We start from the raw sequence: 23112 nt of genomic DNA on the forward strand, positions 1-23112 counted from the left end.
TTTGTTGTTTTTTGGCGGCGTAGCCGCCAAAAAACAACAAAAACTAGGGTTTGGGGCGCAACCTCAAGCGTGGGTTTTAGGGCGGCAGCCCTAAACATAATATGCCTATGGGTGTAGCCCCAAGGCTTAAAGCAAACCCTCAATCGGGCGAATCACCACCTGGCGGTCAGCCAGATCAAGATTAACCACAAACTCACGCACCAAGGGAATAAGCGCATCCGGCTGGCCAGATCGGGTCACGATAAGCACCTCGTGGACACCAGTCTGAATAATCTCGCGCACCGTACCAATCGCATGGCCGTCATCGGTGGAGACCTGCAAACCAATCAGGTCGTGGAGGTAGTATTCGTCCTTGGCCAGCGGGGCGGCATCGCTTTGGCGAATAAAGACCTCAGATCCGCGCAGTTCATCAACCGCCTCGCGAGTTTCAACCTCGCTCAGGGTGAGGATCAAGACCCCCGGTTTATGTTCGTGGAGCTTGGTGAGGTTATAAGGGACGAGTTTTTTACCGACAAAGATCGTGCGCAGATGACGGCGCAGATAATCGGGGTTGTCGGTAAACGACTTGAGCTTGATCTGGCCCTTAATTCCAAACGGGCCAGCGATTGCCCCAATTAAGAGGAGATCATCAGGAGATACAGGAGTATTCATGTCATACCAAGAGACGCCTCGAAGCGAGGCGTCTCTCCAACTAGGGCGTCACTATCACTCAATGTCGATATGGACGCGCTTGTTTTGGCGTGCCGCAGCGACGCCCATCAGGTCACGGATGGCCTTCGCGACGCGCCCACTGCGCCCGATCACCTTGCCCGTCTCATCGGGGGCGACCGAGAGCTCGTAGGTTACGGTGAAGCGCCCAACGCGCTCCTTGATCTGCACCGCTTCGGGTGTATCGACTAGGCTACGGGCGATATAGTCGAGCAGATCTTTCATAAGCCAGCCTTATTCTGCAACCAGCGGGAGTATTTGTGGCTCCCGGCTTGTCTTAGCCTTCAACGGGAACAGCAACAACCTTGCCTTCCCCATCGAGGATATTCTGCCGCTTCAGCAGGTTCACAACCGTGTCGCTGGGCTGAGCACCAACACCCAACCAGTAGCGGGCGCGGTCGGCGTTGATCTCCAACACCTTGGGGGTGCGGATCGGGTTATAGTGGCCGATGATCTCGATGAACTTGCCGTCGCGGGGTGAGCGCGAGTCGGCAACGACCAGGCGATAGCTGGGCTGCTTGGTCTTGCCGGTGCGGCGAAGACGAATCTTAACCATGGATGTAAACTGCCTCCAGATCAATAGCGAAAGGCCATGTGCTGCTCGCGCCATGCTGTACCGGCGCTTAACCTGTCTATCTTACCATATCTTGGCGATTTTGCGAATCGCCATGTAAGTATGCGCAGGGCATGGGCAACGTCCTTGGGGCTGCACCCCAAGCCCCATTTTGTGTGGTTTTTTGGCGGCTTCGCCGCCAAAAAACCACACAAAAGATGTGCGGGGGCGGCGTAGCCGCCTCCGCACCCCCACCCAATGCCCTACTTCAGCATTCGCATCAGATCTTCAGGATTGAGCGGCGACCCACCGCCGCGACCACCGCGACCGCCTCGCCCTTTGCCGCCCATGTTCTTGCCCATCTGCTTCATCATGCGCTGCATCTGTTGGAACTGTTTGACCAGTTGCGAGACCTCTTGCACCGAGGTGCCACTGCCCTTGGCGATGCGTTCGCGGCGGCTACCCTTGATCAGTTCGGGGTTACGGCGCTCGTCAATCGTCATCGAGAAGATGATTGCCTCGATCAGCTTGAGTTGCTTCTCGCTGACCAGTTCTTCATCGCGGGCGAGTTGGCTCATGCCGGGGATCATACCGATGATCTGTTGTAGGGGGCCGAGTTTGCGCATCTGTTGCATCGCCGAGAGGAAGTCCTCGAAGTCGAACTTGCCTTTGCGCAGGCGTTTCTCCATGCGCTTGGCCTGCTCGGCATCGTACATCTCCTCGGCCTTCTCGATCAGTGAGAGCACATCGCCCATCCCCAGGATGCGCGAGGCCAGCCGATCTGGGTGGAAGGCTTCGAGGGTGTTGAGGTCAATCTTCTCGCCACTGGAGATGAACTTGATCGGCACGCCGGTGACGGAACGTACCGAAAGCGCTGCGCCACCACGCGCATCACCGTCCATCTTGGTCATCACCAAGCCGGTGATATTAACGCGCTGGTTGAAGGTCTCGGCGACGCGCACCGCTTCTTGGCCAGTCATCGCATCAACCACGAGTAGTCGTTCGATGGGCTGGACACAGGCATCAATCTGTTCGAGTTCCTGCATCAGCAGATCGTCAATCTGGAGCCGACCTGCCGTATCAACGATCACCACATTGTAGAGTTCCTTCTTGGCCAACTCGACCGCATGGGTGGCGATATCGGGTGGGTGTTTGGAACCGGGTTCGCTGTAGACGGTGATGCCAAGTTGCTTGCCGAGCGACTCAAGCTGGGTAATCGCGGCGGGGCGGTAGATATCACAGGCGGCCAACAAGACCCGTCGGCCCTTCTTGCGTAGGTGCAGCGCCAGTTTGGCCGAGAGGGTCGTCTTGCCGGTGCCCTGCAACCCCACTAACATGATCACTGTCGGCCCAGGGCGGGACTCTTGCAGAGGAACGTTGTCGGTGCCGAGCAGGTTGATTAGCTCTTGGTGAACGATCTTTACGACTTGCTGGTGCGGGGTCAGGCTCTTGGTGACATCCTCACCAATCGCTTGTTCCGTCACCTTGGCAACAAATTCCTTCACCACCTTAAAATTGACGTCGGCTTCCAGCAGGGCTAGGCGTACCTGCTTCATCGCCTCACGGACATCATCTTCGGTGAGTTTACCCTTGCTGCCTAATTTTTGAAAGACCGTTTGCAGTCGGTCGGAGAGACTCTCAAACATGATCGCGCTCGTTTCGCTGGAGGATCGCCGCTACATCCCTGTCATTGTACCGAGCAAGATGGGGGGAGTCAAATCTATTCGGGTTCCCGCTAGGGCATGTGCAAAGTCACCTCCAGTGGAGGTTCGGGGGTGGTGCAAGCTTAGACCCGCTTTTTTCTCGTATGTTGGCGGCGAAGCCGCCAACATACGAGAAAAAAGTTCTTCGGGCGATGCTTCGCTCCTACAATGTAATCACCAACCGAATGGCTTGGCTGCGCGAGCGCACCAGCGTCTCGATCTCATCAATCAGCGTCATAAGACGGCGATAGTCGCGACGGAGTGCCTGCTCGTCGGCATGATCAAGCGGTGTCTGGGGGCGGTTGGCTCTGATCCAGTCATCGAAGCACTCACTGGCAGTTAGGGCTTCAATGCTGCTATAACGGCTCAAACCGCGCCAGATTTGGGCAGCACTATCAGTGAGGAGACGAACACTGTCAATAGCCATAGTTGTGGATCATGTTTAGCAGAGCGATAATAATACCTCGCGCCATTGCGCACAAGCATGGTAGCAGAGGTTGGCCGAACCCAGTATCGGTCTAGAGGTCTAGTTTTGCCTCCTGCGTGGGGTGGAAGTGCCTGCCACCCTAGGGGATTTTTGGTATAATCCTTATATATATATGCGTGGTTGGGATTCTCTATGAACCTCATGCACTGCGCAGTTGTGTGGCGATGAACACCGAGATGTGTTTCTCGGAAAGGTGACGATGGCGGATCTATGTCCGATTCTTTGACGATACCACCGGCTCAGCCGGCTCCTACTCCACCTCCCCAGCCGGTGATGCCGCCGCCGTTTGATCCGCGTAAGCGGTTCTTGCGCGTCTCGCTCTTTTTTCTTGGGGTTGTGATCCATATCTATGTGTGGGATATCTTCCTCCAGCGTTTTGCGCTGGCGCGTTGGTATGTGCGGCGTACCCAGATTCGGCGCTGGAAGGCGATTGCGCGCAACTTCCGCACGATGGCGCTTGAATTGGGCGGTATGCAGATTAAGTTGGGGCAGTTCCTCTCCTCCCGCGCCGATATTCTGCATGAGTCGGTGCGGCGTGAGTTGGCTGGTCTGCAAGACGAGGTACCCCCTGCTCCGTCCGGCCATGTGTTGGAGGTGATCCTGGAGGATCTGGGGGCTGCACCCGCCGAGATCTTCGCCACCTTTGAGCCGGAGGCGGTCGCCGCCGCTTCTCTCGGTCAGGTTCACTTCGCCACCCTCAAAGATGGTCGTGAGGTAGCGGTGAAGGTGCAGCGCCCCTATATTCGCCGCATTGTTGAGGTTGATCTGAGCGCTGTCACTTGGGTGGTGCGCCTGATCAAGAACTATCCCCCCATTCGTCGCCGCGCCGATATGGAGGCGCTGTTGGCCGAGTTTGGGCGCGTACTGGTCAATGAGCTCGACTATATCAGCGAAGCGAAGAATGCCGAGACGTTTCGTAGCAACTTCGCCCAGGTTGCGGGGGTCTACTTCCCCGAACCGATCATGGAACTGACGACCCGCCGGGTGCTGGTGATGGAGCGCATCAATGGGGTCAAGATCAGTGATCTGAAGACGCTGGAGGAGTTGGGGGTGAGTGGCTTGGAGGTGGCTGCTCGTCTGAGCAATGTCTATCTCAAACAGTTCTTTATTGATGGTGTCTTCCATGCCGATCCGCATCCCGGCAACCTCTTCGTGCGGGTGGAGGAGGAGCAGCCGATTGCGGTTTATCATAATGGGCGTGTCTCTGATGAAGATCTCATCAGTGGGGCGTGGGTCTCGCACGCACTGCCTGAGTCGCATCTGCATAGCGATGATGCGGTAGGTGTCCCCTTTACGCTGATCTTCGTGGATTTTGGGATGGTCGGCCACCTGCCGCCGCAGACGATGGAATCGCTGCGGAGTGGGGTGATTGGCCTGGCTACCAACGATGCAGATCGGATCGTGGATGCCTTTGAGAAGATGAATATGCTCTTGCCGGGTACCGACCGGCGGGTGATTGTGCGCGGTATCCAGGTCTTGTTGCGTCACTCGTTTAACCGTACCATGCGCCAGATGAATGAACTGGACATGGAGGTGTTGTTTAGCGAGACCCGCGAGATCGTGTATGATCTGCCCTTCCAGATTCCCCAGGATCTGCTCTATTTAGGGCGGGCAATGAGTATGGTGGGTGGGCTGGCCACCGAGATCTGCCCCGATATTAATCTTTTTGAGGAGTTGCTGCCTTTTGCCCAGATGATGCTGGAGCGTGAACAGAAGCAGGGTAATTGGACCGAGCGCATCCAGAAGGAGTTGCTCGATATTGGCCAGATCTTGCTCAAACTGCCGCGCCAGATGGATGCCTACTACACCTCGGCCAATCGCGGCGATCTGCAAACCCGCTCGGACACGACGCGTCTTGAGCGCAGTATGCGCCGGGTTGAGCGTTCGAATGATCGCCTAGCGGGTGGCATGATGGCGGCCAGCCTCTTTCTGGGTGGGGTCGAGTTGCGGACGCGAGGCTTAGAGAAGGAGGCCAGTCGGGCGTGGTGGGGCGCAATTGCAGCCGCGATCTGGACCTTCTGGCCCCGGAGTGAGCGGTGAGTGTGGGCGATCATCACCAAGCTGCGCCCGCTGCTGCTCGTGCTGCTGCTCGGTTTGGTGGCTGATGTTGCGCATGTGCCACTTGGCCCACGGGGTGCCCTCCACTATGCCGATGCGCTCTGGATGCAAGGCCACTACTACGCGGCCTTGCAGTCCTACCAGCCGATAGATGTACGGGCGGCTCCCCAAGCCGCGTTGCACCTCGGCATCCTGCGGCTCCAACGCGGCGAGTATTACCCGGCTGAACGGGCGCTGCGCACCGCGATGCAGGTGGGTCTCGATCCCAGTGATTACCACCTCGCCTTGCTCTACCTGGGCCAAGCCCTCGCCGCCACCGGGCGTAGCGAACTGGCCCAGGATACCTGGGCACTGATCGAGGATTGCCGCACTCCCTTGGCGTGTCGCTACCGTGGCCCGTCCCACATTCTACGTGCTGAAGAAGCGCTGCGCCACACCGACATGCACACCGCTGAAGCCGAGTATCGCCGTGCGCTCGATCTACCCCTGCCACCTGGCTGGGCCGCATTGGCCCAGGTGCGGCTTGCGCTGCTCACCGCCGCCTATGATCCGAGCGGGGCGGCGGATCTGCTGCACCGTCCCGTTCCGCCGCCGTCGTTCGATCTGCCTTGGGCGGCTCCACTGCTGCCGAGTAGCGTGGTCTGGCTGGAGCAACTAGAGATTGCCTTGGCCTCAGCACCAGCAGTTCGTACCCAACGGCTGGGGCAGATCTACCTGAGCATGGGCTTCTATGCCCTCGCAGAAGGCCAGTTTACCCAGGTACCGCCAGGGCCGCTGGAGCGGGGAGCGCGCATCTATGCCGCCTATAGCCGCTGGCTGGGTGGAGATCGTGCCGTCGGCCAAGCCCAACTCGAAGCACTTATCGCCGCCGCGCCCGATGATGCCCAGGCGCGGATGCTGCTAGCCATGGCCTATCTCGCCAACCAGGAGGATCAGGCCGCCCGCGCCCAACTCGATACGGTGGCCCAAATGACTGCTGGTGGGCCGGATTTACTGGTAGCCTGGGCCAATTGGCATATTGCGCAACATGCCTACCCGGAGGCGAGTAGTATGTATCAGTTGGCCGTGGCCCAGGCGCATACCAACCAGCGCGGGCGTTATGCCATGATGGGGGCGCAGTTTCATTTGCGTACCACCTACGAGTTATGTAGCACAGGCTTACCTTTGGCGGAGACGGCGGCGGCGGCGTTGCCCGAAAATTCTGCCGCGTTGACGCTGTTGGCGGCGCATCAATACTATTGTGGTGAGATGGATAAGGCGCTGCTGACAGCCCAACAGGCGCTGGATCGTGGTGCAGGTGCCGAGGCGGGCTATTATTTGGGGATGGCCTTGCGGGCAGTGGGGCAGGAAGCGGTGGGGCGTTGGGCGCTCATCCAAGCCGCCGATAGCGAACCGGCATCGATCTGGCGCGAACGCGCCGAGCGGGCGTTGGTGCGGTAGAGACGCACTATATTGCGTCTCTACCGCACCGGGTGGTGGTGTTATTCAAAATATCCGTGTAACCGCCGCCCTAGATGCGGGTCGCGTAGCTTCTTGAGCGCCTCGCTCTCAAGTTGGCGTACCCGTTCACGGGTTAGGCTGAGGCGCTGCCCAATCTGTTCGAGGGTCAGGGCGGTTTCGCCTTCGAGGCCGTAGCGTAGGTTGAGGATACTCCGCTCGCGGGGGGTCAGATGCGACATGGCCTCGCTCAGATCATCGCGCAGCAACCCGTGGGCAACATGATCGAGGGGGGTGGGTTCGAGCGGATCAGAGATGACCTCGGCTAGTGCGCCGGTGCCATCGTCACTGTGGGTCTCGTCGAGCGAGGCTGGCGTGAGCGCGGCCTGTTCAGCACGGGTTACTTGATCTGGGGTGATCCCCAGTTCGTTGGCAACCTCCTCCGGGGTTGGGTCACGGTCGAGGTGTTGCGTAAGGCGCTGACGGGCGCGGGCCAAGCGCGAGAGCCGCTCACCCAAGTGGACGGGTAGGCGCACGGTGCGCCCGTGGTCGGCAATGGCGCGCCCGACACTCTGGCGAATCCAGTAGGTAGCATAGGTCGAGAACTTGAAGCCCCGACTGGGATCGAATTTATCTACGGCGCGCATGAGGCCCAGGCTACCCTCCTGGATCAGATCGAGGAGGCTGAGGCCGTGGCCCTGGTAACGGCGCGCAATACTGACCACCAAGCGCAGGTTGGAGTTGATCAACTGGGCGCGCGCATTGGCCCCGGCATGAACCTGTTGCTCCAGTCGCCAGCGCTCACCGGGGGTGAATGGGTATTCATCGGCCAAGCGCCGTGCGGCTTCCCGGCCAGTCTCGATCTGTGCAGCGAGGTACTGCTCCTGATCAAACGTGAGCAGCGGCTCATCACCAATCTCATTCAGATAGAGGATGATTGACTCAGTCGGCAGGGTACTGGCGAAGGCGGAGGTTGTCATTATATCTCTCCTTCTTGCGGGGCACTCTGTGGCGAGTACCGGCAAACAAGGTGGCAGGAGGCGGGAAGCACCGGGTGCTTCGGCGTGATGTGCGGTGAACTCTCGTCATATGCGAGGTAGCACTATATAGTATGCTTGGATGGAATAAACGCATTCTTAGTGTGAGATGAGAGCCAGATGAGAGTAGGGGCGAAGCATCGCTCCCATAGAATCTGGAGGACACGGACGAGATCGATGGGCGATGCTTCGTCCCTCCACACCAAAAGCCTCTATAATACGTCGCATGTTTCATCCTATTGTTGAAAAAACACTACGGCGTTGGGTGCCTGTACTTATGTCTCCTCCTCGTCTGCATGGGGCGCGTTACCTACCCGCTCTGTTCCTCTTTTTGGTATTGTTGGTGCTGCTTCAGGTTGGCTTGCCCGCCTTGGGGGTGCCGCACTACTTACTTCCCACGCCATCACGGGTGTGGGCACGGCTGACCGAGCCGGGCAGTGGCCTCGCGGCTCATCTGTGGGCCACGGCGCAGGCCGGGGTAGGTGGCTTGCTGCTGGGGAGCGTCGGGGGGGTGGCGCTGGCAATCCTCTTTGTTGCGATTCGCCCACTGGAACGCGCCTTCTACCCCTGGGTGCTGGTCTCGCAGACCTTGCCGAGCGCCGCGTTGGCCCCCTTGCTGGTGATCTGGCTGGGGAATGGACTCGCCCCGCGTTTGGCGATGGCGGCGCTCTTCGCCTTCTTCCCGGTACTGGTTAATACCACCCAGGGCTTGCGCCAGATCACGCCCGAACAGCGCGATCTGTTGCGGGCATGGGGCGCTTCTTCTGTGCAGACTTTCCGCCTACTGCGTATACCTGCCGCTCTCCCGGCGCTCTTTGCCGGATTGCGCATCGCGGCAACCCTGGCCGTGGTGGGGGCAATTGTCGGTGAGTTGGCCGGTTCAAGCGAAGGGCTGGGCTATGTGATCAGTATCGCCACCTACCACCTCCAGACGGATCGGGTCTTTGCGGCGGTGGTGCTGGCCTCCGGCTTGAGCCTGCTGCTCTCGGTGCTGCTCCATATTGCTGAACGCCAGATCGTCTTCTGGCATACTGAGGGATGATTCGCTATGCGACTGTTACGTTCTCTTCTACTCATTCTGGCCCTCGTGCTTGTCGGCTGCGCTCAACCCGGTTCGCCCACCCCAACCGCGAGTTCCACGGCCCCAGAGACCCGTCAGGTCTCGATGCGGCTACAATGGTTCGCGCAGTACCAGTTTGCGGGCTATATCGTGGCGAAGGAGAAGGGCTACTATACCGCGGTTGGGCTGGATGTGACGCTCAACCCCGGCGGGCCAGATCTGGTGCCCCTGCCCTTGGTGGCCACCGGGCGCGATACGTTCGGCAGTACCGGGGCGGATACGATCCTCACGGCGCGTGAGCAGAATATTGATGTGGTGGCACTGGCGACTTGGTTCCAGGCCAGCCCGGTGGCGTTTATGGTGCATAGCGACTCGGACATCCATAGCCCGCAGGACTTCCCCGGCCACACGGTCGGCATGTTCTATGGTGATAATGTCGAGACCGAGTACCGGGCGCTGTTGGCGGCCACCAACGTGGATCGGGCGGGCATCACCGAGATCCCCGGCGACTACAGTCTGGCCCCCTTCCTAGAGCGTCGCGCCGATGTCTGGCCGGTCTATGCCACCGACCAGCCCAATATCGCCCGTCGCGAGGGCACCGAGGTGCGCCTCATCCTCGCCCGTGAGTACGGGGTGCAGTTGATGGGCGACGTACTCTTCACCACCGCCGAGTTTGTGCAAAAGAACCCCAACACCGTGCGCGCCTTTGTGCAGGCCACGCTACGCGGCTGGCACGAGGCCATCGCCCACCCGGAGGAGACAGTGGCGCTGATTGCGCGCTACAACCCTGATCTCGATCCGGCCCAACTCAGCTTCGAGGCTCGCGAGACGATCACCCTGATCACCTATGGCCCCGGTGCGACATGCCCCGGTTATAGCGACCCGACCCTGTGGGCAGCCGAAGCGCGTCAGTTGCAGGCGCTGGGTCTGCTCGCGCATAGCCCCGATCTGGAGTCCTCCATCTTCAACCAGCCCGTGCGGGAGTACTATGAGTCTCAGGGGGTACGATGTGGGGAGTAGGGTTGCATTCCTGTGAACTTCTACATATAATACGAGTGACGTGAAAGGACAACATCAGTGAAAAATACCTTTATTACCATAGATCCAACGATTATGATGGGAAAGCCTGTCATCACAGGAACTCGTATTACGGTTGAATCGCTTCTCGACCGTTTTGCAGCAGGCGAGACGATGAGCCAAATACTTGATTCCCATCCACGCCTTACTAAAGAGGCGATTTTTGCGGTTTTTGCCTTTGCCGCAGACATGCTTCGCTCGGATATTATATACCCTATCTCGGATAAAGCCGCATGAATCTTCTTGCTGATGAAGGAATTGATAAGCACATCGTTGACCGTCTTCGCCAAGATGGTCATAAGGTGGTGTATATTGCCGAAGAACTACCAGGAATAACAGACGACGTGATTCTTGAGATGGCGAACCAGCAAGATGCCATCCTGGCAACGCGAGATAAAGACTTTGGAGAATTAGTCTACCGAATGAATCGAATTACACAAGGTGTGATTCTCGTTCGGTTGGACGGATTGCATCCCGATACCAAAGCAGCCATTGTATCAGCCGCGATCATGGAACATGGAATAGAGATGATCGGTGCATTTACCGTCATTAGTCCAGGGAATATACGAATACGTAAAAGATTTTAATAAAGAATACGCTAAACAAAGCAGGTTGGGGCTTGCCCCAACCTGCTTGTTTATTCTGCTTATACCAACGCCTCCAACTGATCCAACAACCCATCAAACGCATCCATCGCCGCCTGCACCGGCGCGGTGGTGGTCATATCCACGCCCGCCTCGCGCAGCAGGTCAATCGAGGACTTGGAGGAGCCGCTGCTGAGGAAGCGCAGGTAGCGCTCAATCGCTGGTTGGCCTTCGTTGATGATCTGGCGGCTAAGCGCGAGTGCCGCCGAGAGGCCGGTGGCGTATTGGTAGACATAATAGTTGTAGTAGAAGTGGGGAATACGCGCCCACTCCCAGCCGATCTCCTCATCCAAGGTGACGGCGGGGCCGTGGTAGGCGGCCACGAGATCGTAGTAGCGCTGGCACAACCCCTCGGTGGTGAGCGATTCGCCCGCCTCGGTACGGGTGTGCATGTCTAGCTCGAAGCTGGCAAACATGGTCTGGCGGAAGATGGTGGTGCGCACATCTTCAAGCTGGGTGACGAGTAGCCGCTTGCGTAGTTGCTCATCGTCGCGGTGGTTGAGCAGGTAGTGGGTCAGCAGGGTCTCGTTGAGGGTTGAGGCTACTTCGGCTACAAAGATGGTGTAGTTGCCATAGGCGAAGGGCTGGGTCTTGCGGGTGAAGAAGGAGTGCATCGAGTGGCCCAGTTCGTGGGCGAGGGTAAAGACATCGTTGAGGCGATCCTGGTAGTTGAGCAGGATGTAAGGTGGGGTACCATAGGCTCCGCCACTATAGGCTCCGCTGCGCTTGCCGGCATTCTCATACACATCAATCCAGCGGCTACCGAAACTCGCCCGTAGCGCTGCGGCATAGTCGGAGCCAAGCGGGGCGAAGGCGGCGAGCATGAGATCCTGGGCTTCGGCGTAGGGGATCTCGATGGGCACCTCAGGCACCGGCGAGGTGTAGAGATCATAGACGCGCAGATCCTCAAGGCCCATCAGCTTTTTGCGGATGGCCATGTAGCGGTGCAGTTTGGGCAGATTGGCCTCGATGGTGCCGATCAGGTTGTGGTAGACCTCCAGCGGAATCTCGTTGGGCTTGAGCGCCGCCTCAAGGGCCGAGGTGTAGTTGCGCAGCCGCGCTTCTAGAACGTGCGAGCGCACTGCCGTGCTGAGGGTGGTCGCCAGGGTGTTGCGAAAGGGCTTATAGGCGCTGTACAACCCCTTAAAAGCATCGTGGCGCACGCGGCGCTCTTCACTCTCCAAGAACCGCCCATAGCGTCCATGCGAAAGTTGTACTGGAACGCCCTGCTCATCGTTAATGCTGGGGAGAACGATATCGGTATCGTTGAGCATCCCGAAGATCTCATACGGAGCGCGGGTGATGTCACCGAATTGGGCCAAGATGCTCTCAACCTCAGCCGAACGGATATGGGCGCGCTGCTGGTTCAACTTACTCAACTCGTAGGCATAGATCTCTAGCCCCGGCTCGGCTGCAATCCAGGCGCTCAAGGTCGCTTCGGGAATCCCCAGAATCTCTGGGTCAATGAAGGCCAGCGCCGCCGAGATCCGCGCCACAAACGAACCAGCGCGATCATTCAGTGCCTGCCCGGTCGGGTTGGTGGCGTCCGAGTCCTTCAGTTGGTGCGCGTAGGTGTAGAGTGCCCACAACCGGCGGGCAATCTCGTCACGCATGCGCAGGGCGGCGAGCAACTGGGCCGAACCCGCGCCCAGGGTTCCTTGCATGGTGAGGAATTGCTGGGCCAGGGCATCAATCGCGCTGAGTTCAGTCTCCCAAGCGGCGCTATCGGCAAAAATCAAGCTGAGATCCCACGTATGTTCAGGCGCGACTTCATCGCGGCGGGGGAGCGCAACACTCATAGTGGGCGATTCCTTTCTATTCCCGACAGAATTGAGGTATTCAGAAAATTATACCCCAACCCAACCCCGATGGGGAGTGTAGGGGCGAAGCATCGCCCACCAATCTAGATGGGATACTCCAACTCTAGTGCAGGCGATGCTTCGCCCCTACAGGATGATCCGGGGGATCAGATCTCCCAGAAACGCCGCTGTTGTGTGCTATACTTGCCTGCGGTAGCAACCAATGATGGTAGGGTATGGGCAAACCGTTCCCGGCGATGGGGTTTGGGGCTTGCCCCAACAATGGTACTCGTACCTGGGCGTAGTTGCTAACAAGTATGGCTAACCCTGCGGAGGAATTATGTCGACATTGATCGAAGAGATTATTGCGCGTGAAGTGCTCGATTCGCGTGGTAACCCGACGGTAGAGGTAGATGTCCGGCTGGAGAGTGGCGATGTCGGACGGGCGATTGTGCCCAGTGGTGCTTCGACGGGTGCCCACGAGGCGCTGGAGTTGCGCGACGGCGATAAGGCGCGTTATGGTGGCAAGGGCACGCTCAAGGCGGTGGGCTTTGTCAATACCGATATTGCCGAGGCGCTGGTTGGTCTTGATTCTGCCGATCAGATCGGGATTGACCAGGAGTTGCTTGCCCTTGACGGTACCCCCAACAAGAGCAAGCTGGGTGCGAATGCCATCCTGGGTGTCTCGCTGGCTACCGCCAAGGCGGCGGCGGCGGCCTTCGGCCTGCCCCTCTACCGCTACCTGGGCGGCGTTTATGCCCACACCCTGCCGGTGCCCATGATGAACATCATGAATGGCGGCCAGCACGCCACCAACAGCACCGACTTCCAGGAGTTTATGATCATGCCCGTGGGCGCCACGAGCTTCCGCGAGGGTCTGCGCTGGGGTTCCGAGATCTATCAGACGCTCAAGAAGGTGCTGCACGACCGCAACCTGACCACGACGGTGGGTGATGAGGGCGGTTTTGCTCCGAGCTTGCCCAGCAATGAGGCTCCGCTTCAGGTGATCATGGAGGCCATCGAGCGTGCTGGCTATAAGCCGGGCGAGCAGGTGATGTTGGCCATGGACCCGGCCTGTACCGAGATCTATAAGGATGGCAAGTACCACCTAGAGCGCGATGGGCGTGTCCTGACTAGCGCTGAGATGGTGGATTACTGGGTGGATATTGCCGCCCGCTATCCGATCATCTCGCTCGAAGATGGCATTGCCGAGGATGACTGGGAGGGTTGGAAGTTGTTGTACGCGAAGCTCGGCAACAAGGTGCAGTTGGTCGGCGACGACTTCCTGGTGACGAATGTCACCCGCCTCCAGCGCGCCATTGACGAGAATGCTGCCAACTCCATTCTGATCAAGCTCAACCAGATCGGCAGCCTGACCGAGACCCTCAGCGCCATCCAGTTGGCCCAGCGCAATGCCTGGACGGCGGTCGTCTCGCATCGCTCTGGCGAGAGCGAGGATGTGACCATCGCCGATCTTGTCGTGGCCACCAACGCGGGCCAGATCAAGACCGGTGCCCCGGCGCGTACCGACCGGGTGGCGAAGTACAACCAGCTCCTGCGGATCGAGGAGGAGTTGGGCGAGGCCGCCAAATATGCCGGTAAGCAGGCATTCCAGGTGAAGTTCTAATCCGAAGATCTTTGTTGTGGTTGTTTGGCGGCGAAGCCGCCAAACAACCACAACAAGAAGTTTGGGGCATCGCCCCAAGCTATGTTCTGAAGGGGTTGGTTGTGGCGGCGAAGCCGCCACAACCAACCCCCTTCTTTCTTACTGTGCCCACAGCGGCCAACGATCCTGGGCGCTGTTGTTGGTGATCTGGGTGGTGTTGTTGCCATCCAGCGTCATCGTGTAGATCTCGAAGTCCCCGTCGCGGTCACTGGCAAAGGCCAGTTTGCTGCCATCAGCCGACCACGTGGGGCTGTCGTCGCTGGCGTTGTTGGTCGTTAGCCGCCGCAGCGTATCCCCACTGGCGCTACTCATCGTGTAGATCTCCCAGTTGCCATCGCGGTTGCTGCCAAAGGCGATGGTCTTGCCGTCCGGCGACACACGGGGGAAGCGGTCATCCACCGTGTTGTTGGTCAGATTGACCACATTCACCAGCCGCGCATCAACACTCCAGCTTCCCTCGTAGTTGTAGGCGATCTCACCGCGATAGATCTCGAAGTCACCATCACAGTTGCTCGTCCAGTAGATGTAGCGACCATTCGGCGACCAAGTCGGACTTTCGTTGATACAGCCCTGATTGGTGAGTTGGGTGGGGCTATTCCCAGCCGGGTTCATAATGAATAGCTCCTGACCACCCCAGCGGTCGGTGACAAAGACGATCTTGGTGCCATCGGGCGAATAGCTGGCGTTGTAGTTGTTGGCCGTATTGTTGGGCAGGTAGCCGGGATAGGGCGCGTTGTTAGGTGGTTCGGTTCCATCGGTGTAGGTCAGGCGGCGCACAAAGGTATTCGCACTGAAATCACCTTTATAGATCGCATTCACATCATACTCATAGATCTGGCGGAACTGCGCATTGGTACGCCGCGAGTCGACCAGGAGCGTGAGCATAGCCGGGTCCCAACTGCGCCGCCACGAGAAGGCGACCGTCTCTTGTGGGTTGCGGGTGATGCGCGTGCCACCACCGGCATTGTTGCTCATATAGACTTCCCAATGGCTGCCGGTATCAATGTTCGAGGCATAGACGAGCGGCAAACTCGGATCAGGAGCGGCCCACGGCATCCCCAGGTGCGAGTAGCGCCACTGGAAGTAGTGCTGCCCAACATTCCCCATCTCGACCTTGTAGCCCTCTGGGTTACTCGGTACATAGGTCAGGACACGCCGCTCAAAGAGTTGCACCAACACATCCTTGGTCTCGCTGCCGATCTGAGCCTGTGTCCAGTAGGGGTCGGTGATCGGCAGACCCATGGCGAAGAGCCAATCCACCACCGGGCCGTTCTGGATCTTATTATCAACCTCGATCCGGCCCTGGAGCTGCATGAAGTCCCAGAAGACTTGTGGGATGTTATGCCCAGTCACACTGTTGTACTGGACGATCTTGGTTTCGGGGAGGGCGAGATCGGAACGTAGCCCCAGATTACCGTTGCGATCAATTGTCGAGGCCACGGTCTCATTCAGGCGTTGCGGATCGCGGTAGCCATTGTCAATCGTGGCTAAACCAGCAAAGACACTATAGCCAGGGGCCATCGTATTGGAATTACGTGGATTGCCCGCGACGGGGACATCGGCGGCTGGGCGCTGATCGGTATCGTAGGGATCGTTACCAAGCTGCATACGCCCGCTCACCAACTCCTTCACCAGTAACCCATTGGTAACACCCTGGTTGGGGCCAGAGCGATCCGCTGGGTTGTTGATCTCCATGCGCGCCTTGTCGAAGTACTGCACCGTGCGCAGGCCATTCTCACCTTGGCGATAGAACTCGGCATAATCGAACCACGGCCCCGGCCCCCAGTACCAACTGCGTCCACCACGCACATTCTGACTGTCGGTGCGTGTCCACACGGTGTTGAAACGTGCATCGGCAAACTGGCTGCGCGTCCCATCAAAGGGTGCCGCACCCACCGGAAGGGCCGCGAGGGCGAGCGCACCGAGCATGATAGCGACGATGATCGTCCCGCCACGTCTTCGTAGAGTTCTGAGCAACATCATACGCCTCCTTGTTTGAGCATACGAAGTCTATCCTGTGTTGATAGGCTTCGTTCTACTTTTAGACGCTGCGATGGAGCGATAGGTTCCGATCCATTGCAGCATTGCTTGTGCATACACTATAGCGCAGTGGGGCAGAAAGATAAATGGTGGAGCAATCGCGCATGGCTTGTGGCGAGGTGAGAAGGAGATGAGGTGGGTATCAGGTTGGGGGGTATGCTATACTAAGGTGCTTGATGTACTTTGTATATGGGAGCCACCCTATGGATAGCGATCTCGACCAACTGATCAACGATCTCTTTCCGCAGCAGCGCGGCGGCTCATTGATACGCGGGGTTCTCATCGGGGCCATCGTCGGCGCTGCCGGGGTCGCGCTCCTCGCTCCGCGTGAGCGCGAACTGCTGCGTGAGCGCGCCTTGGAACTGAAGGATCTGGCCAGCGAACTGCTGCGTCGCCAGCGGTAGGGCGAAGCATCGCCCGCCAACCCAATCCATGTTTCCCAGACCCCACGGTGGGCGATGCTTCGCCCCTACAAGGTTCCATATGAAGAGGTTGCTATGTCCTTTACCTATTTCATCTTCGCCCTCCCCGCCATGATCTTCGCCCTCTGGGCGCAGTGGATGGTCAAGTCTACCTTCGAGAAGTGGTCGCGGGTGCCGAGCGCCCAACGCCTGAGTGGCGTGGATGTGGCGCGTGTCCTCATGCGCAATGAGGGCTTGGACTATGTGCAGGTTGAACGTATCGGTGGCATGCTCACCGACCACTACGATCCGCAGGGCAAAGTGATGCGCCTCTCGGAGAGCTCCACCCAACCCTCGGTGGCGGCTATGGCGATTGTAGCCCACGAATTGGGCCACGCAGCCCAAGATAAAGAGGGCTATGTTTGGTTGCGGGCGCGCGCCGGTATCGTTGGCGTGGCCAATATCGGCTCGCAACTCGGCACGCTGCTCTTCTTCGCGGGCCTCATGCTGACTGCCTTCGCCCGTGGTGGTCTGGGGTATACTGTAGCCATCATCGGGGTGGCGCTCTTTAGCGCGGCGGTTGCCTTTACCCTGGTGACGCTGCCGGTGGAGTTTAATGCCAGTGCCCGTGCGCGTGAGATGCTTATGCGCAATGGCCTGGTCACGGTTGAAGAGGCCCAAGGGGTCAATGCGATGCTCAACGCGGCTGCATTGACCTATGTCGCCGCTGCGGCCCAGGCGGTCGCGCAGTTGCTCTACTTTATTAGCCTGTTGTCTGGACGAAGGAACTGATCAGTATGGAACAAGAGGATATCCGCCGTCGTCTGATCCAAGGTGTGCTCAATCTGGTGCTGGGGTTGGCCGCTACCTGGTTGGCGACCTATATTACCAATAAGATCTTGGGTGCGCCCGACGAGCCGCAACTGTTGGGGTAGGGTGAGGACGCAATATTTTGTGTCCGTTGGGGTAGAGACGCAAAATATTGCGTCCGTTGGGGTAGAGACGCAATATTTTGCGTCCGTTGGGGTAGAGACGCAAAATATTGCGTCTCTACATGGTTTTTCGTCAGACGCCAGATTGTTCCCTATGAATGCGCCCCCACCAAAAGACTCCCTCATCTGCCGTTTATATCCACAAACCGAGCAGATGGGAATGATCATGCAACGATCTCCGATCATCATTGGTGTGGCGGGTGGTAGTGCCAGCGGGAAGACCACGGTCTCGCAGGCGATTTTGGATCGGGTTGGGCTGGATCGTATCGTCTATATTCCCCACGATCTCTACTACCACGATCTGAGCCATCTTCCCCTCGATCAGCGTGCCCAATTCAACTTCGATCACCCTGATGCGCTCGATAACACCCTGCTGATTGATCACCTCGATGCACTCAGCGCGGGTCATCCGGTGGCGCTGCCGACATATGATTTTGCCACTTATGCGCGTCTGCCGCAGACCCAGACGATTCTGCCCCACCCGGTGATTCTGATCGAGGGCATCCTGATCTTTGTTGATCCCTTGCTGCGTCGCCGCATGCAGGTTAAACTCTTTGTAGATGCTGATCCCGACCTGCGCTTCATCCGCCGCCTCAGCCGTGATGTGCAGGAGCGCGGACGTAGCCTCGATTCGGTGGTGCATCAGTATCTGACCACCGTGCGCCCCATGCATCTGGAGTTTGTTGAGCCGAGTAAGCGCTATGCCGATCTGATCATTCCTGAAGGTGGCCGCAATCCAATTGCGATTGATATGTTGGTGGCGCGGATTGAGGCTGAGTTACGTGATATGAGAGTTACCGTATGACGACCCCGACTGGCTCGCTGGAGCCGAATGCCCTGGTTCACAATCGCTATCGGGTGGTGCGCCAGATTGGGCGCGGCGGGATGGGTGCGGTCTATGAGGCGGTGGATACCCGCCTGAGCAATACGGTGGCGCTCAAGCAGACATTGGTGCGCGGTGCCCAACTCGATGATGCCTTTGCGCGCGAGGCGCGCCTGCTCTCCTCGCTGCGCCACGCCGCCCTGCCGGTGGTGAGCGACTATTTCGCCGAGGGTGAGAGCCACTTTCTGGTGATGCAGTTTATTCCCGGTAACGACTTCGGTGCGCTGCTGACTGAACGCACCGCGCCCTTTGGCTTTGCCGAGGTGCGCGGCTGGGCCGATACGCTGCTTGATGCGCTCGACTATCTGCATACCCAGAATCCGCCTATCGTCCACCGCGATCTGAAGCCGCAAAACCTCAAACTGACTCCGCGTGGTGAGATTGTGCTGCTCGACTTTGGCTTGGCCAAGGGCGGCGATCTGGCCACGGCGGGGAGCGCGAGTCTGTATGGTTATACCCCCCAGTATGCGCCGCTGGAACAGATCAAGGGCACCGGCACTGATCCGCGTAGCGATCTCTACAGCCTGGGGGCGACGCTCTATGCGCTGCTTACCACCCAGTCCCCGGTGAATGCGCTCGAACGGGCAGCGGCGGTTTTGCAGAACCAGCCCGATCCCTTGCAGCCGCTCCATGTTATCAACCCGCAAGTGCCAACCCCGGTGTCGCGCCTGATCACCCACTGTATGGCGCTCAACCCCGATGAGCGCCCGCCTAGTGCGGCGGCGGCGCGGGCTGAATTGGTCGCAGCGGTACGTACTGGTTCTGCGGGTGCATCTACGGCGGGGATGGAGACCCTCGTGCAGCCCGCGCCCGCCGTCACCGCGATCCCACGCATGGCCACGCCGCCCGCCTTTACGCCGGGGGGAACGCCACCGCCAGTGACGCGCCGCCCTAGTATGCTGGTTCCTGCCATGGTGATCGGGGTGGCGGTGCTGTTGTGTGCCATCATTGGCGGTGCGAGTGCGCTGCTGCTGCGGGGCGCGATCACCACGGGTACCTCGACTATGGCCACGGCAATTGGTGAGTTTGATCCGACCGCGTTTGCAATACCGTCTATTGTGGTGCCATCCATCGCTATTCCTGATGTTAATGCCACGGTTGATGCTGTCCAGACCGAGGTTGCGATTGTCACCGGCCCCTTCACCCAGCCGAGTGCCGCGAGCGGTGCGGCCTTTGGTACGGCGGTGTTGGCGTTTGGGCAAGAGGGTACCAGCGACGGCTTCCTCAATGATCCGCGTGCGATTGCGGTTGGCCCCGATGGTGCGATCTATGTCGCCGATTATGTGCCGGGTCGCGTGCAGCGCTTTAACGCCCAGGGCCAGTTTGAGCGCAGTTGGATCATTGCGGATGATCGCCCGATCCTGGCCATGACTGCCGACCGCGAGGGTTTGGTCTATGTGGCGCAGAACTTTGCGATCAGTGTCTTTGATGGGGCTACAGGCGAGTTGGTGCGTACCATCACCGATGCCAATGGCGATGGCTTTGAGGAGATGATTGTGCTGGGTGATGGCACTTTGCTGGGGGTGCCGTGGGGCAATGATGCGGATGTGGTGCAACTCAATGCACAGGGTGATGAGATCAACCGGATCAGCGAGATTATTGAGCAGGCCGACGCTGATGGTAGGCCGAGTGCGCTGGCGGTTGATGGCATGGGCCAGATCTATGTGCTCGATGCTGATGCCCAGCAGGTCTATCTCTTTAGCCCTAGCGGCACCTTCCGCGACAAGTTCACCACGCCTTCGGCCTGGACCTTCTCGCAGATGGCGATGGATGGCCAGGGGCGGATCTATGTGATCAACTTCCCCAAGGGCATCAGCGTCTTTGCGCCCGATGGCCAGTTGGTGGGCATGATTGATGTGCCAGGGGTGGCGCGTGATCTGGTCTTCGACCGCGAGAACTATTTGTATGTGAGTACGAGTGAGTCGCGGATTCTGAAGATTGCGGTGGCGGGGCAGTAGTTACAGCACCTGCACCGGATCAACATCCACAACCCACCCGTGGAGTGGGCCAAGCCGCTCAAGGAAGCGCGCAATATTGGGGCTATCGGCCTGATCCGCCGGGATGCGCAGGATGAGGTGCCAGCGCCAATGGCCTCGGCTACGCTGGAAGAAGGCCGGCGCCGGGCCGATCAGGCTCCAGCCACCCAGATCGCGCTCTTCAATGCGCTCCTCGATCATACTGGCTAACCCAGTTGCCTCGCGCTTGCAGGTACTGGGGTTGCTGGCGGTGTAGATCAGGCGCACCAGCCGCCCAAAGGGCGGGTAGCCCACCTCGCGGCGGTAGGCGATCTCCTGGCGAAAGAAGGCGCGGTAGTCATGCTCTTGCGCCGCCTGGAGTGCGTAGTGATCGGGGCTATAGGTCTGAAAGATCACCTGCGCCCCCGCGCTGCGCCGCCCGGCGCGCCCCGCCACCTGGGTGAGCAGTTGGAAGGTGCGCTCGCCGCTGCGGAAATCGGGTAGGTGCAACCCGGTATCGGCGGCGATTACCCCCACCAGCGCCACGAGGGGCAGATCTAGCCCCTTGGCGATCATCTGGGTGCCGACGAGGACATCGGCTTTGCCCTGCAAGAAGGTATCGAGCATCTTGCTATGGCCGTGCTTACCGCGCACACTGTCGCGATCCCAGCGCAGCACCCGCGCTTGCGGGAAGAGGTGCTGCACCTCCTCCACCACCCGCTGCGTCCCGACTCCAAAATCCTTGATGCGCGGGCTGAGGCAGTGTGGGCAGATCACCGGCACTAGTTCGCGCCGTCCACACGAGTGGCAGATCAGGCTGGAATTGGAGGGCGATTGATCATCATAGTGGAGCGTGAGCGGGTTGGAACAGACGCTACATCCGACCACAGAGCCACAATCGCGGCACATCACAAACGAGGCCGCGCCGCGCCGGTTGAGGTAGAGGATGCTCTGTTCCTTGCGTTCTAGGGTCGTCGTGAGTGCCTGTTGGAGCGCCTGGGAGAAGATTGAACGGTTGCCGTTGTGGAGTTCCTGGCGCATATCCACCAGCCGCACCGGCGGCAGCGGGAGCGTCACCGAGTGGTGCAGACCATCGGGGCCGAGGTTGCCCCCCACCCGCTCATCCAGTTCGAGCAGGTGGTAGCCGCCGCTGCGGGTTGCCTGATAGCTCTCGACACTTGGCGTCGCACTACCGAGGATCACCACACTGTTGGTGAAGTGCGCCAACTGAATCGCCACATCACGCGCATGGTAGCGCGGGCCAGCATCGTGCTTGTAGGTCGGCTCGTGCTCCTCATCAATCACGATCAGGCCCAGATCGGGCAGCGGAGCAAAGACCGCCGAGCGCGAGCCGATAGCGAGGCGCGCCTCACCTCGGCGTAGCCTGCGCCACTCATCGTAGCGTTCGCCCATACCCAGGCCGCTGTGCAACACCGCGATCTTGCCGGGGAACCGCGCCGCAAAGCGACGTACCAGTTGGGTTGTCAGGGCGATCTCTGGCACCAGCACCAACGCCTGGCGACCCAGCCGCAAGGCGCGGGCGATCACCCGCAGGTAGACCTCGGTCTTGCCACTGCCCGTCACCCCGTGGAGGAGGAAGGTCTGCGCCTCCTGGTGCGCCTCCAACGCCGTGACCAGCGCCGTGTAGGCGCGCTGCTGGGGCGGGGTGAGTGGCGGCGGAACATCGGGAGCCACGCCATCGCCAGCGAGCGGATCGCGGCGCACCTCACGCTGCTCGATCTTCAGCAGGTCGCGCTCTTCCATTTGGCGTAAGAGCGTTGCCGTCGCACCCGTGGCAGCATAGATCGCGCTCACCGGCCAGACGCTCCAGCGGCCATCAAAGCCGCCATCTTCACCGGTATGGGTGCGATCTTGCTCGATCATCCAGCGGACGACCTGGGCTTGTTTGGGGGCGCGGGCTAGTGTGTCGAGGGCCGCATCCACCTCCTCGATGGGCAGAGACAACCGGGCCGTGCGCTCGGTACGTGGGCGAGCGCCGGGCGCACTCACGGTACTACCTCGGCTGAGCAATCCGCGCTCCACCAAGGCGGCATAGGCATCGCGCAGGTCGCTATCGCTGCCGCGTAGAGCGGTGCGTAACTCGCGTTCGGACTGCTGGCCATGGGTGCGCAGGTAGTAGAGAATCGCACGTTCGCGGGGTGGCAGACTGCCCAGCGTGGCCTGAATTCCCGCCGCAGTGGCTTGGTAGACTGGCTCAGCCTCTTGGCCAACCCCCGGTGGCAAGAGCAGTTCGAGCGCATCATAGAGCGGGGCGCGGTAGGTCTCGGCGACCCAGGCAGCTAGGCGGAGGCCCGTGGCGGTGATGGTTGCCTCCGGGTCGGCCAGATCGAGCACCTCGCGCAGATCGTGGCGGGCATCGCGTGGCTCAATGGGGCGCACCACGACCACCACCCCCTGCACCCGCTGGCGGCGCAACGGCACCCAGACCAACTGCCCCGCCCGTGCCAACCCGCGCAGACGCTCCGGCACACGGTAGGAGAAGAGCGGGCTACGGCCCGCGCCCAGGCTTGCCCGCAGCGCAATCTCGGCGATCATGTCGTTCGGCATAGCAGAAGTATAGCAGCAATTGTAGGGGCGAAGCATCGCCCGCC

21 protein-coding genes are annotated in these 23112 nt (G+C 59.6%); 12 read left to right on the plus strand and 9 right to left on the minus strand.

What is annotated here, in order from left to right:
* Nucleotides 1–126 precede the first annotated feature (126 nt).
* From rimM to EKD03_RS03850, 5 genes are all read right to left on the minus strand, one after another.
* The gene (gene rimM / locus EKD03_RS03830) at nucleotides 127–651 is read right to left on the minus strand and encodes a ribosome maturation factor RimM (protein WP_129627735.1); all 525 of its coding nucleotides are present in this window, start codon (nucleotides 649–651) and stop codon (nucleotides 127–129) included.
* A gap of 54 nt (nucleotides 652–705) precedes the next feature.
* Nucleotides 706–933: a KH domain-containing protein gene (locus EKD03_RS03835; protein WP_006563436.1), complete on the minus strand. Its 228-nt coding sequence runs from the start codon at nucleotides 931–933 to the stop codon at nucleotides 706–708.
* A 52-nt stretch (nucleotides 934–985) separates the two neighbouring features.
* The gene (rpsP, locus tag EKD03_RS03840) at nucleotides 986–1264 is read right to left on the minus strand and encodes a 30S ribosomal protein S16 (RefSeq protein WP_129627738.1); all 279 of its coding nucleotides are present in this window, start codon (nucleotides 1262–1264) and stop codon (nucleotides 986–988) included.
* A 260-nt stretch (nucleotides 1265–1524) separates the two neighbouring features.
* The gene (gene ffh / locus EKD03_RS03845; protein WP_129627741.1) at nucleotides 1525–2907 is read right to left on the minus strand and encodes a signal recognition particle protein; all 1383 of its coding nucleotides are present in this window, start codon (nucleotides 2905–2907) and stop codon (nucleotides 1525–1527) included.
* Between the two features lie 220 nt (nucleotides 2908–3127).
* Complete coding sequence (locus EKD03_RS03850) at nucleotides 3128–3391, minus strand: hypothetical protein (protein WP_129627744.1); 264 nt, start codon at nucleotides 3389–3391, stop codon at nucleotides 3128–3130.
* A gap of 270 nt (nucleotides 3392–3661) precedes the next feature.
* On the opposite strand from EKD03_RS03850, the gene EKD03_RS03855 reads away from it, so the two are divergent.
* Both EKD03_RS03855 and EKD03_RS03860 read left to right on the plus strand, forming a co-directional pair.
* Nucleotides 3662–5491, plus strand: coding sequence for an ABC1 kinase family protein (locus tag EKD03_RS03855; protein ID WP_129627747.1), 1830 nt, complete (start codon nucleotides 3662–3664; stop codon nucleotides 5489–5491).
* Nucleotides 5492–6949, plus strand: coding sequence for a tetratricopeptide repeat protein (locus tag EKD03_RS03860; protein ID WP_129627750.1), 1458 nt, complete (start codon nucleotides 5492–5494; stop codon nucleotides 6947–6949). It abuts the gene before it with no gap.
* Between the two features lie 41 nt (nucleotides 6950–6990).
* Here EKD03_RS03860 and EKD03_RS03865 read toward each other — a convergent pair whose 3' ends face one another.
* A complete protein-coding gene (locus EKD03_RS03865) occupies nucleotides 6991–7926 on the minus strand; it encodes a sigma-70 family RNA polymerase sigma factor (RefSeq protein ID WP_129627753.1) in 936 nt (311 codons plus the stop codon).
* 334 nt (nucleotides 7927–8260) lie between these two features.
* Here EKD03_RS03865 and EKD03_RS03870 point away from each other — a divergent pair, with 334 nt between their 5' ends.
* Genes EKD03_RS03870 through EKD03_RS03885 form a run of 4 tightly spaced genes read left to right on the plus strand, consistent with a single transcriptional unit; the run spans nucleotide 8261 to nucleotide 10707 of the window.
* A complete protein-coding gene (locus EKD03_RS03870) occupies nucleotides 8261–9025 on the plus strand; it encodes an ABC transporter permease (RefSeq protein WP_238613374.1) in 765 nt (254 codons plus the stop codon).
* 6 nt (nucleotides 9026–9031) lie between these two features.
* Nucleotides 9032–10063, plus strand: coding sequence for an ABC transporter substrate-binding protein (locus EKD03_RS03875; protein ID WP_129627761.1), 1032 nt, complete (start codon nucleotides 9032–9034; stop codon nucleotides 10061–10063).
* 57 nt (nucleotides 10064–10120) lie between these two features.
* On the plus strand, nucleotides 10121–10357 hold the full coding sequence (locus EKD03_RS03880; RefSeq protein WP_129627764.1) for a DUF433 domain-containing protein: 237 nt from the start codon (nucleotides 10121–10123) through the stop codon (nucleotides 10355–10357).
* Nucleotides 10354–10707 carry a DUF5615 family PIN-like protein gene (locus EKD03_RS03885; protein ID WP_129627767.1) on the plus strand — a complete coding sequence of 118 codons (354 nt, stop codon included), beginning with the start codon at nucleotides 10354–10356 and terminating at the stop codon, nucleotides 10705–10707. Before EKD03_RS03880 ends, EKD03_RS03885 begins: the two co-directional genes overlap by 4 nt.
* Nucleotides 10708–10766: 59 nt before the next feature.
* Here EKD03_RS03885 and pepF read toward each other — a convergent pair whose 3' ends face one another.
* The gene (gene pepF / locus EKD03_RS03890) at nucleotides 10767–12563 is read right to left on the minus strand and encodes an oligoendopeptidase F (RefSeq protein ID WP_129627771.1); all 1797 of its coding nucleotides are present in this window, start codon (nucleotides 12561–12563) and stop codon (nucleotides 10767–10769) included.
* A 340-nt stretch (nucleotides 12564–12903) separates the two neighbouring features.
* On the opposite strand from pepF, the gene eno reads away from it, so the two are divergent.
* Nucleotides 12904–14190 carry a phosphopyruvate hydratase gene (eno, locus tag EKD03_RS03895; RefSeq protein WP_129627774.1) on the plus strand — a complete coding sequence of 429 codons (1287 nt, stop codon included), beginning with the start codon at nucleotides 12904–12906 and terminating at the stop codon, nucleotides 14188–14190.
* Between the two features lie 138 nt (nucleotides 14191–14328).
* Here eno and EKD03_RS03900 read toward each other — a convergent pair whose 3' ends face one another.
* Entirely contained in the window at nucleotides 14329–16209 is a 1881-nt protein-coding gene (locus EKD03_RS03900) for a hypothetical protein (protein WP_238613375.1), read from the minus strand.
* A 263-nt stretch (nucleotides 16210–16472) separates the two neighbouring features.
* On the opposite strand from EKD03_RS03900, the gene EKD03_RS03905 reads away from it, so the two are divergent.
* The 5 genes from EKD03_RS03905 to EKD03_RS03920 all read left to right on the plus strand — a co-directional run bounded on the left by EKD03_RS03905 (nucleotide 16473) and on the right by EKD03_RS03920 (nucleotide 20503).
* Nucleotides 16473–16673 carry a hypothetical protein gene (locus EKD03_RS03905; protein ID WP_129627780.1) on the plus strand — a complete coding sequence of 67 codons (201 nt, stop codon included), beginning with the start codon at nucleotides 16473–16475 and terminating at the stop codon, nucleotides 16671–16673.
* Between the two features lie 93 nt (nucleotides 16674–16766).
* Nucleotides 16767–17462 carry a zinc metallopeptidase gene (locus tag EKD03_RS03910; RefSeq protein ID WP_129627783.1) on the plus strand — a complete coding sequence of 232 codons (696 nt, stop codon included), beginning with the start codon at nucleotides 16767–16769 and terminating at the stop codon, nucleotides 17460–17462.
* A gap of 5 nt (nucleotides 17463–17467) precedes the next feature.
* Entirely contained in the window at nucleotides 17468–17605 is a 138-nt protein-coding gene (locus EKD03_RS18610) for a hypothetical protein (RefSeq protein WP_174842801.1), read from the plus strand.
* A 223-nt stretch (nucleotides 17606–17828) separates the two neighbouring features.
* Nucleotides 17829–18467 (plus strand): uridine kinase, encoded by a 639-nt coding sequence (gene udk / locus EKD03_RS03915; protein ID WP_129627786.1) that lies wholly within the window; start codon nucleotides 17829–17831, stop codon nucleotides 18465–18467.
* The gene (locus EKD03_RS03920) at nucleotides 18464–20503 is read left to right on the plus strand and encodes a protein kinase domain-containing protein (RefSeq protein ID WP_129627788.1); all 2040 of its coding nucleotides are present in this window, start codon (nucleotides 18464–18466) and stop codon (nucleotides 20501–20503) included. Before udk ends, EKD03_RS03920 begins: the two co-directional genes overlap by 4 nt.
* Here the strand turns inward: EKD03_RS03920 and priA are convergent, their stop codons facing one another.
* On the minus strand, nucleotides 20504–23056 hold the full coding sequence (priA, locus tag EKD03_RS03925) for a replication restart helicase PriA (RefSeq protein ID WP_238613376.1): 2553 nt from the start codon (nucleotides 23054–23056) through the stop codon (nucleotides 20504–20506).
* Nucleotides 23057–23112: the final 56 nt, after the last annotated feature.

This window comes from Candidatus Oscillochloris fontis (genome assembly GCF_004138135.1).
In the GTDB taxonomy this organism is placed as follows: domain Bacteria; phylum Chloroflexota; class Chloroflexia; order Chloroflexales; family Chloroflexaceae; genus Oscillochloris; species Oscillochloris fontis.

Excerpts from the sequence above, each read along its gene's own strand:
- rimM (WP_129627735.1), bottom strand. The coding sequence starts at position 651 with ATGAATACTCCTGTATCTCCTGATGATCTCCTCTTAATTGGGGCAATC.
- EKD03_RS03835 (WP_006563436.1), bottom strand. The coding sequence starts at position 933 with ATGAAAGATCTGCTCGACTATATCGCCCGTAGCCTAGTCGATACACCC.
- rpsP (WP_129627738.1), bottom strand. The coding sequence starts at position 1,264 with ATGGTTAAGATTCGTCTTCGCCGCACCGGCAAGACCAAGCAGCCCAGC.
- ffh (WP_129627741.1), bottom strand. The coding sequence starts at position 2,907 with ATGTTTGAGAGTCTCTCCGACCGACTGCAAACGGTCTTTCAAAAATTA.
- EKD03_RS03850 (WP_129627744.1), bottom strand. The coding sequence starts at position 3,391 with ATGGCTATTGACAGTGTTCGTCTCCTCACTGATAGTGCTGCCCAAATC.
- EKD03_RS03855 (WP_129627747.1), top strand. The coding sequence starts at position 3,662 with ATGTCCGATTCTTTGACGATACCACCGGCTCAGCCGGCTCCTACTCCA.
- EKD03_RS03865 (WP_129627753.1), bottom strand. The coding sequence starts at position 7,926 with ATGACAACCTCCGCCTTCGCCAGTACCCTGCCGACTGAGTCAATCATC.
- EKD03_RS03870 (WP_238613374.1), top strand. The coding sequence starts at position 8,261 with ATGTCTCCTCCTCGTCTGCATGGGGCGCGTTACCTACCCGCTCTGTTC.
- EKD03_RS03875 (WP_129627761.1), top strand. The coding sequence starts at position 9,032 with ATGCGACTGTTACGTTCTCTTCTACTCATTCTGGCCCTCGTGCTTGTC.
- EKD03_RS03885 (WP_129627767.1), top strand. The coding sequence starts at position 10,354 with ATGAATCTTCTTGCTGATGAAGGAATTGATAAGCACATCGTTGACCGT.
- pepF (WP_129627771.1), bottom strand. The coding sequence starts at position 12,563 with ATGAGTGTTGCGCTCCCCCGCCGCGATGAAGTCGCGCCTGAACATACG.
- eno (WP_129627774.1), top strand. The coding sequence starts at position 12,904 with ATGTCGACATTGATCGAAGAGATTATTGCGCGTGAAGTGCTCGATTCG.
- EKD03_RS03900 (WP_238613375.1), bottom strand. The coding sequence starts at position 16,209 with ATGTTGCTCAGAACTCTACGAAGACGTGGCGGGACGATCATCGTCGCT.
- EKD03_RS03905 (WP_129627780.1), top strand. The coding sequence starts at position 16,473 with ATGGATAGCGATCTCGACCAACTGATCAACGATCTCTTTCCGCAGCAG.
- EKD03_RS03910 (WP_129627783.1), top strand. The coding sequence starts at position 16,767 with ATGTCCTTTACCTATTTCATCTTCGCCCTCCCCGCCATGATCTTCGCC.
- EKD03_RS18610 (WP_174842801.1), top strand. The coding sequence starts at position 17,468 with ATGGAACAAGAGGATATCCGCCGTCGTCTGATCCAAGGTGTGCTCAAT.
- udk (WP_129627786.1), top strand. The coding sequence starts at position 17,829 with ATGCAACGATCTCCGATCATCATTGGTGTGGCGGGTGGTAGTGCCAGC.
- EKD03_RS03920 (WP_129627788.1), top strand. The coding sequence starts at position 18,464 with ATGACGACCCCGACTGGCTCGCTGGAGCCGAATGCCCTGGTTCACAAT.
- priA (WP_238613376.1), bottom strand. The coding sequence starts at position 23,056 with ATGATCGCCGAGATTGCGCTGCGGGCAAGCCTGGGCGCGGGCCGTAGC.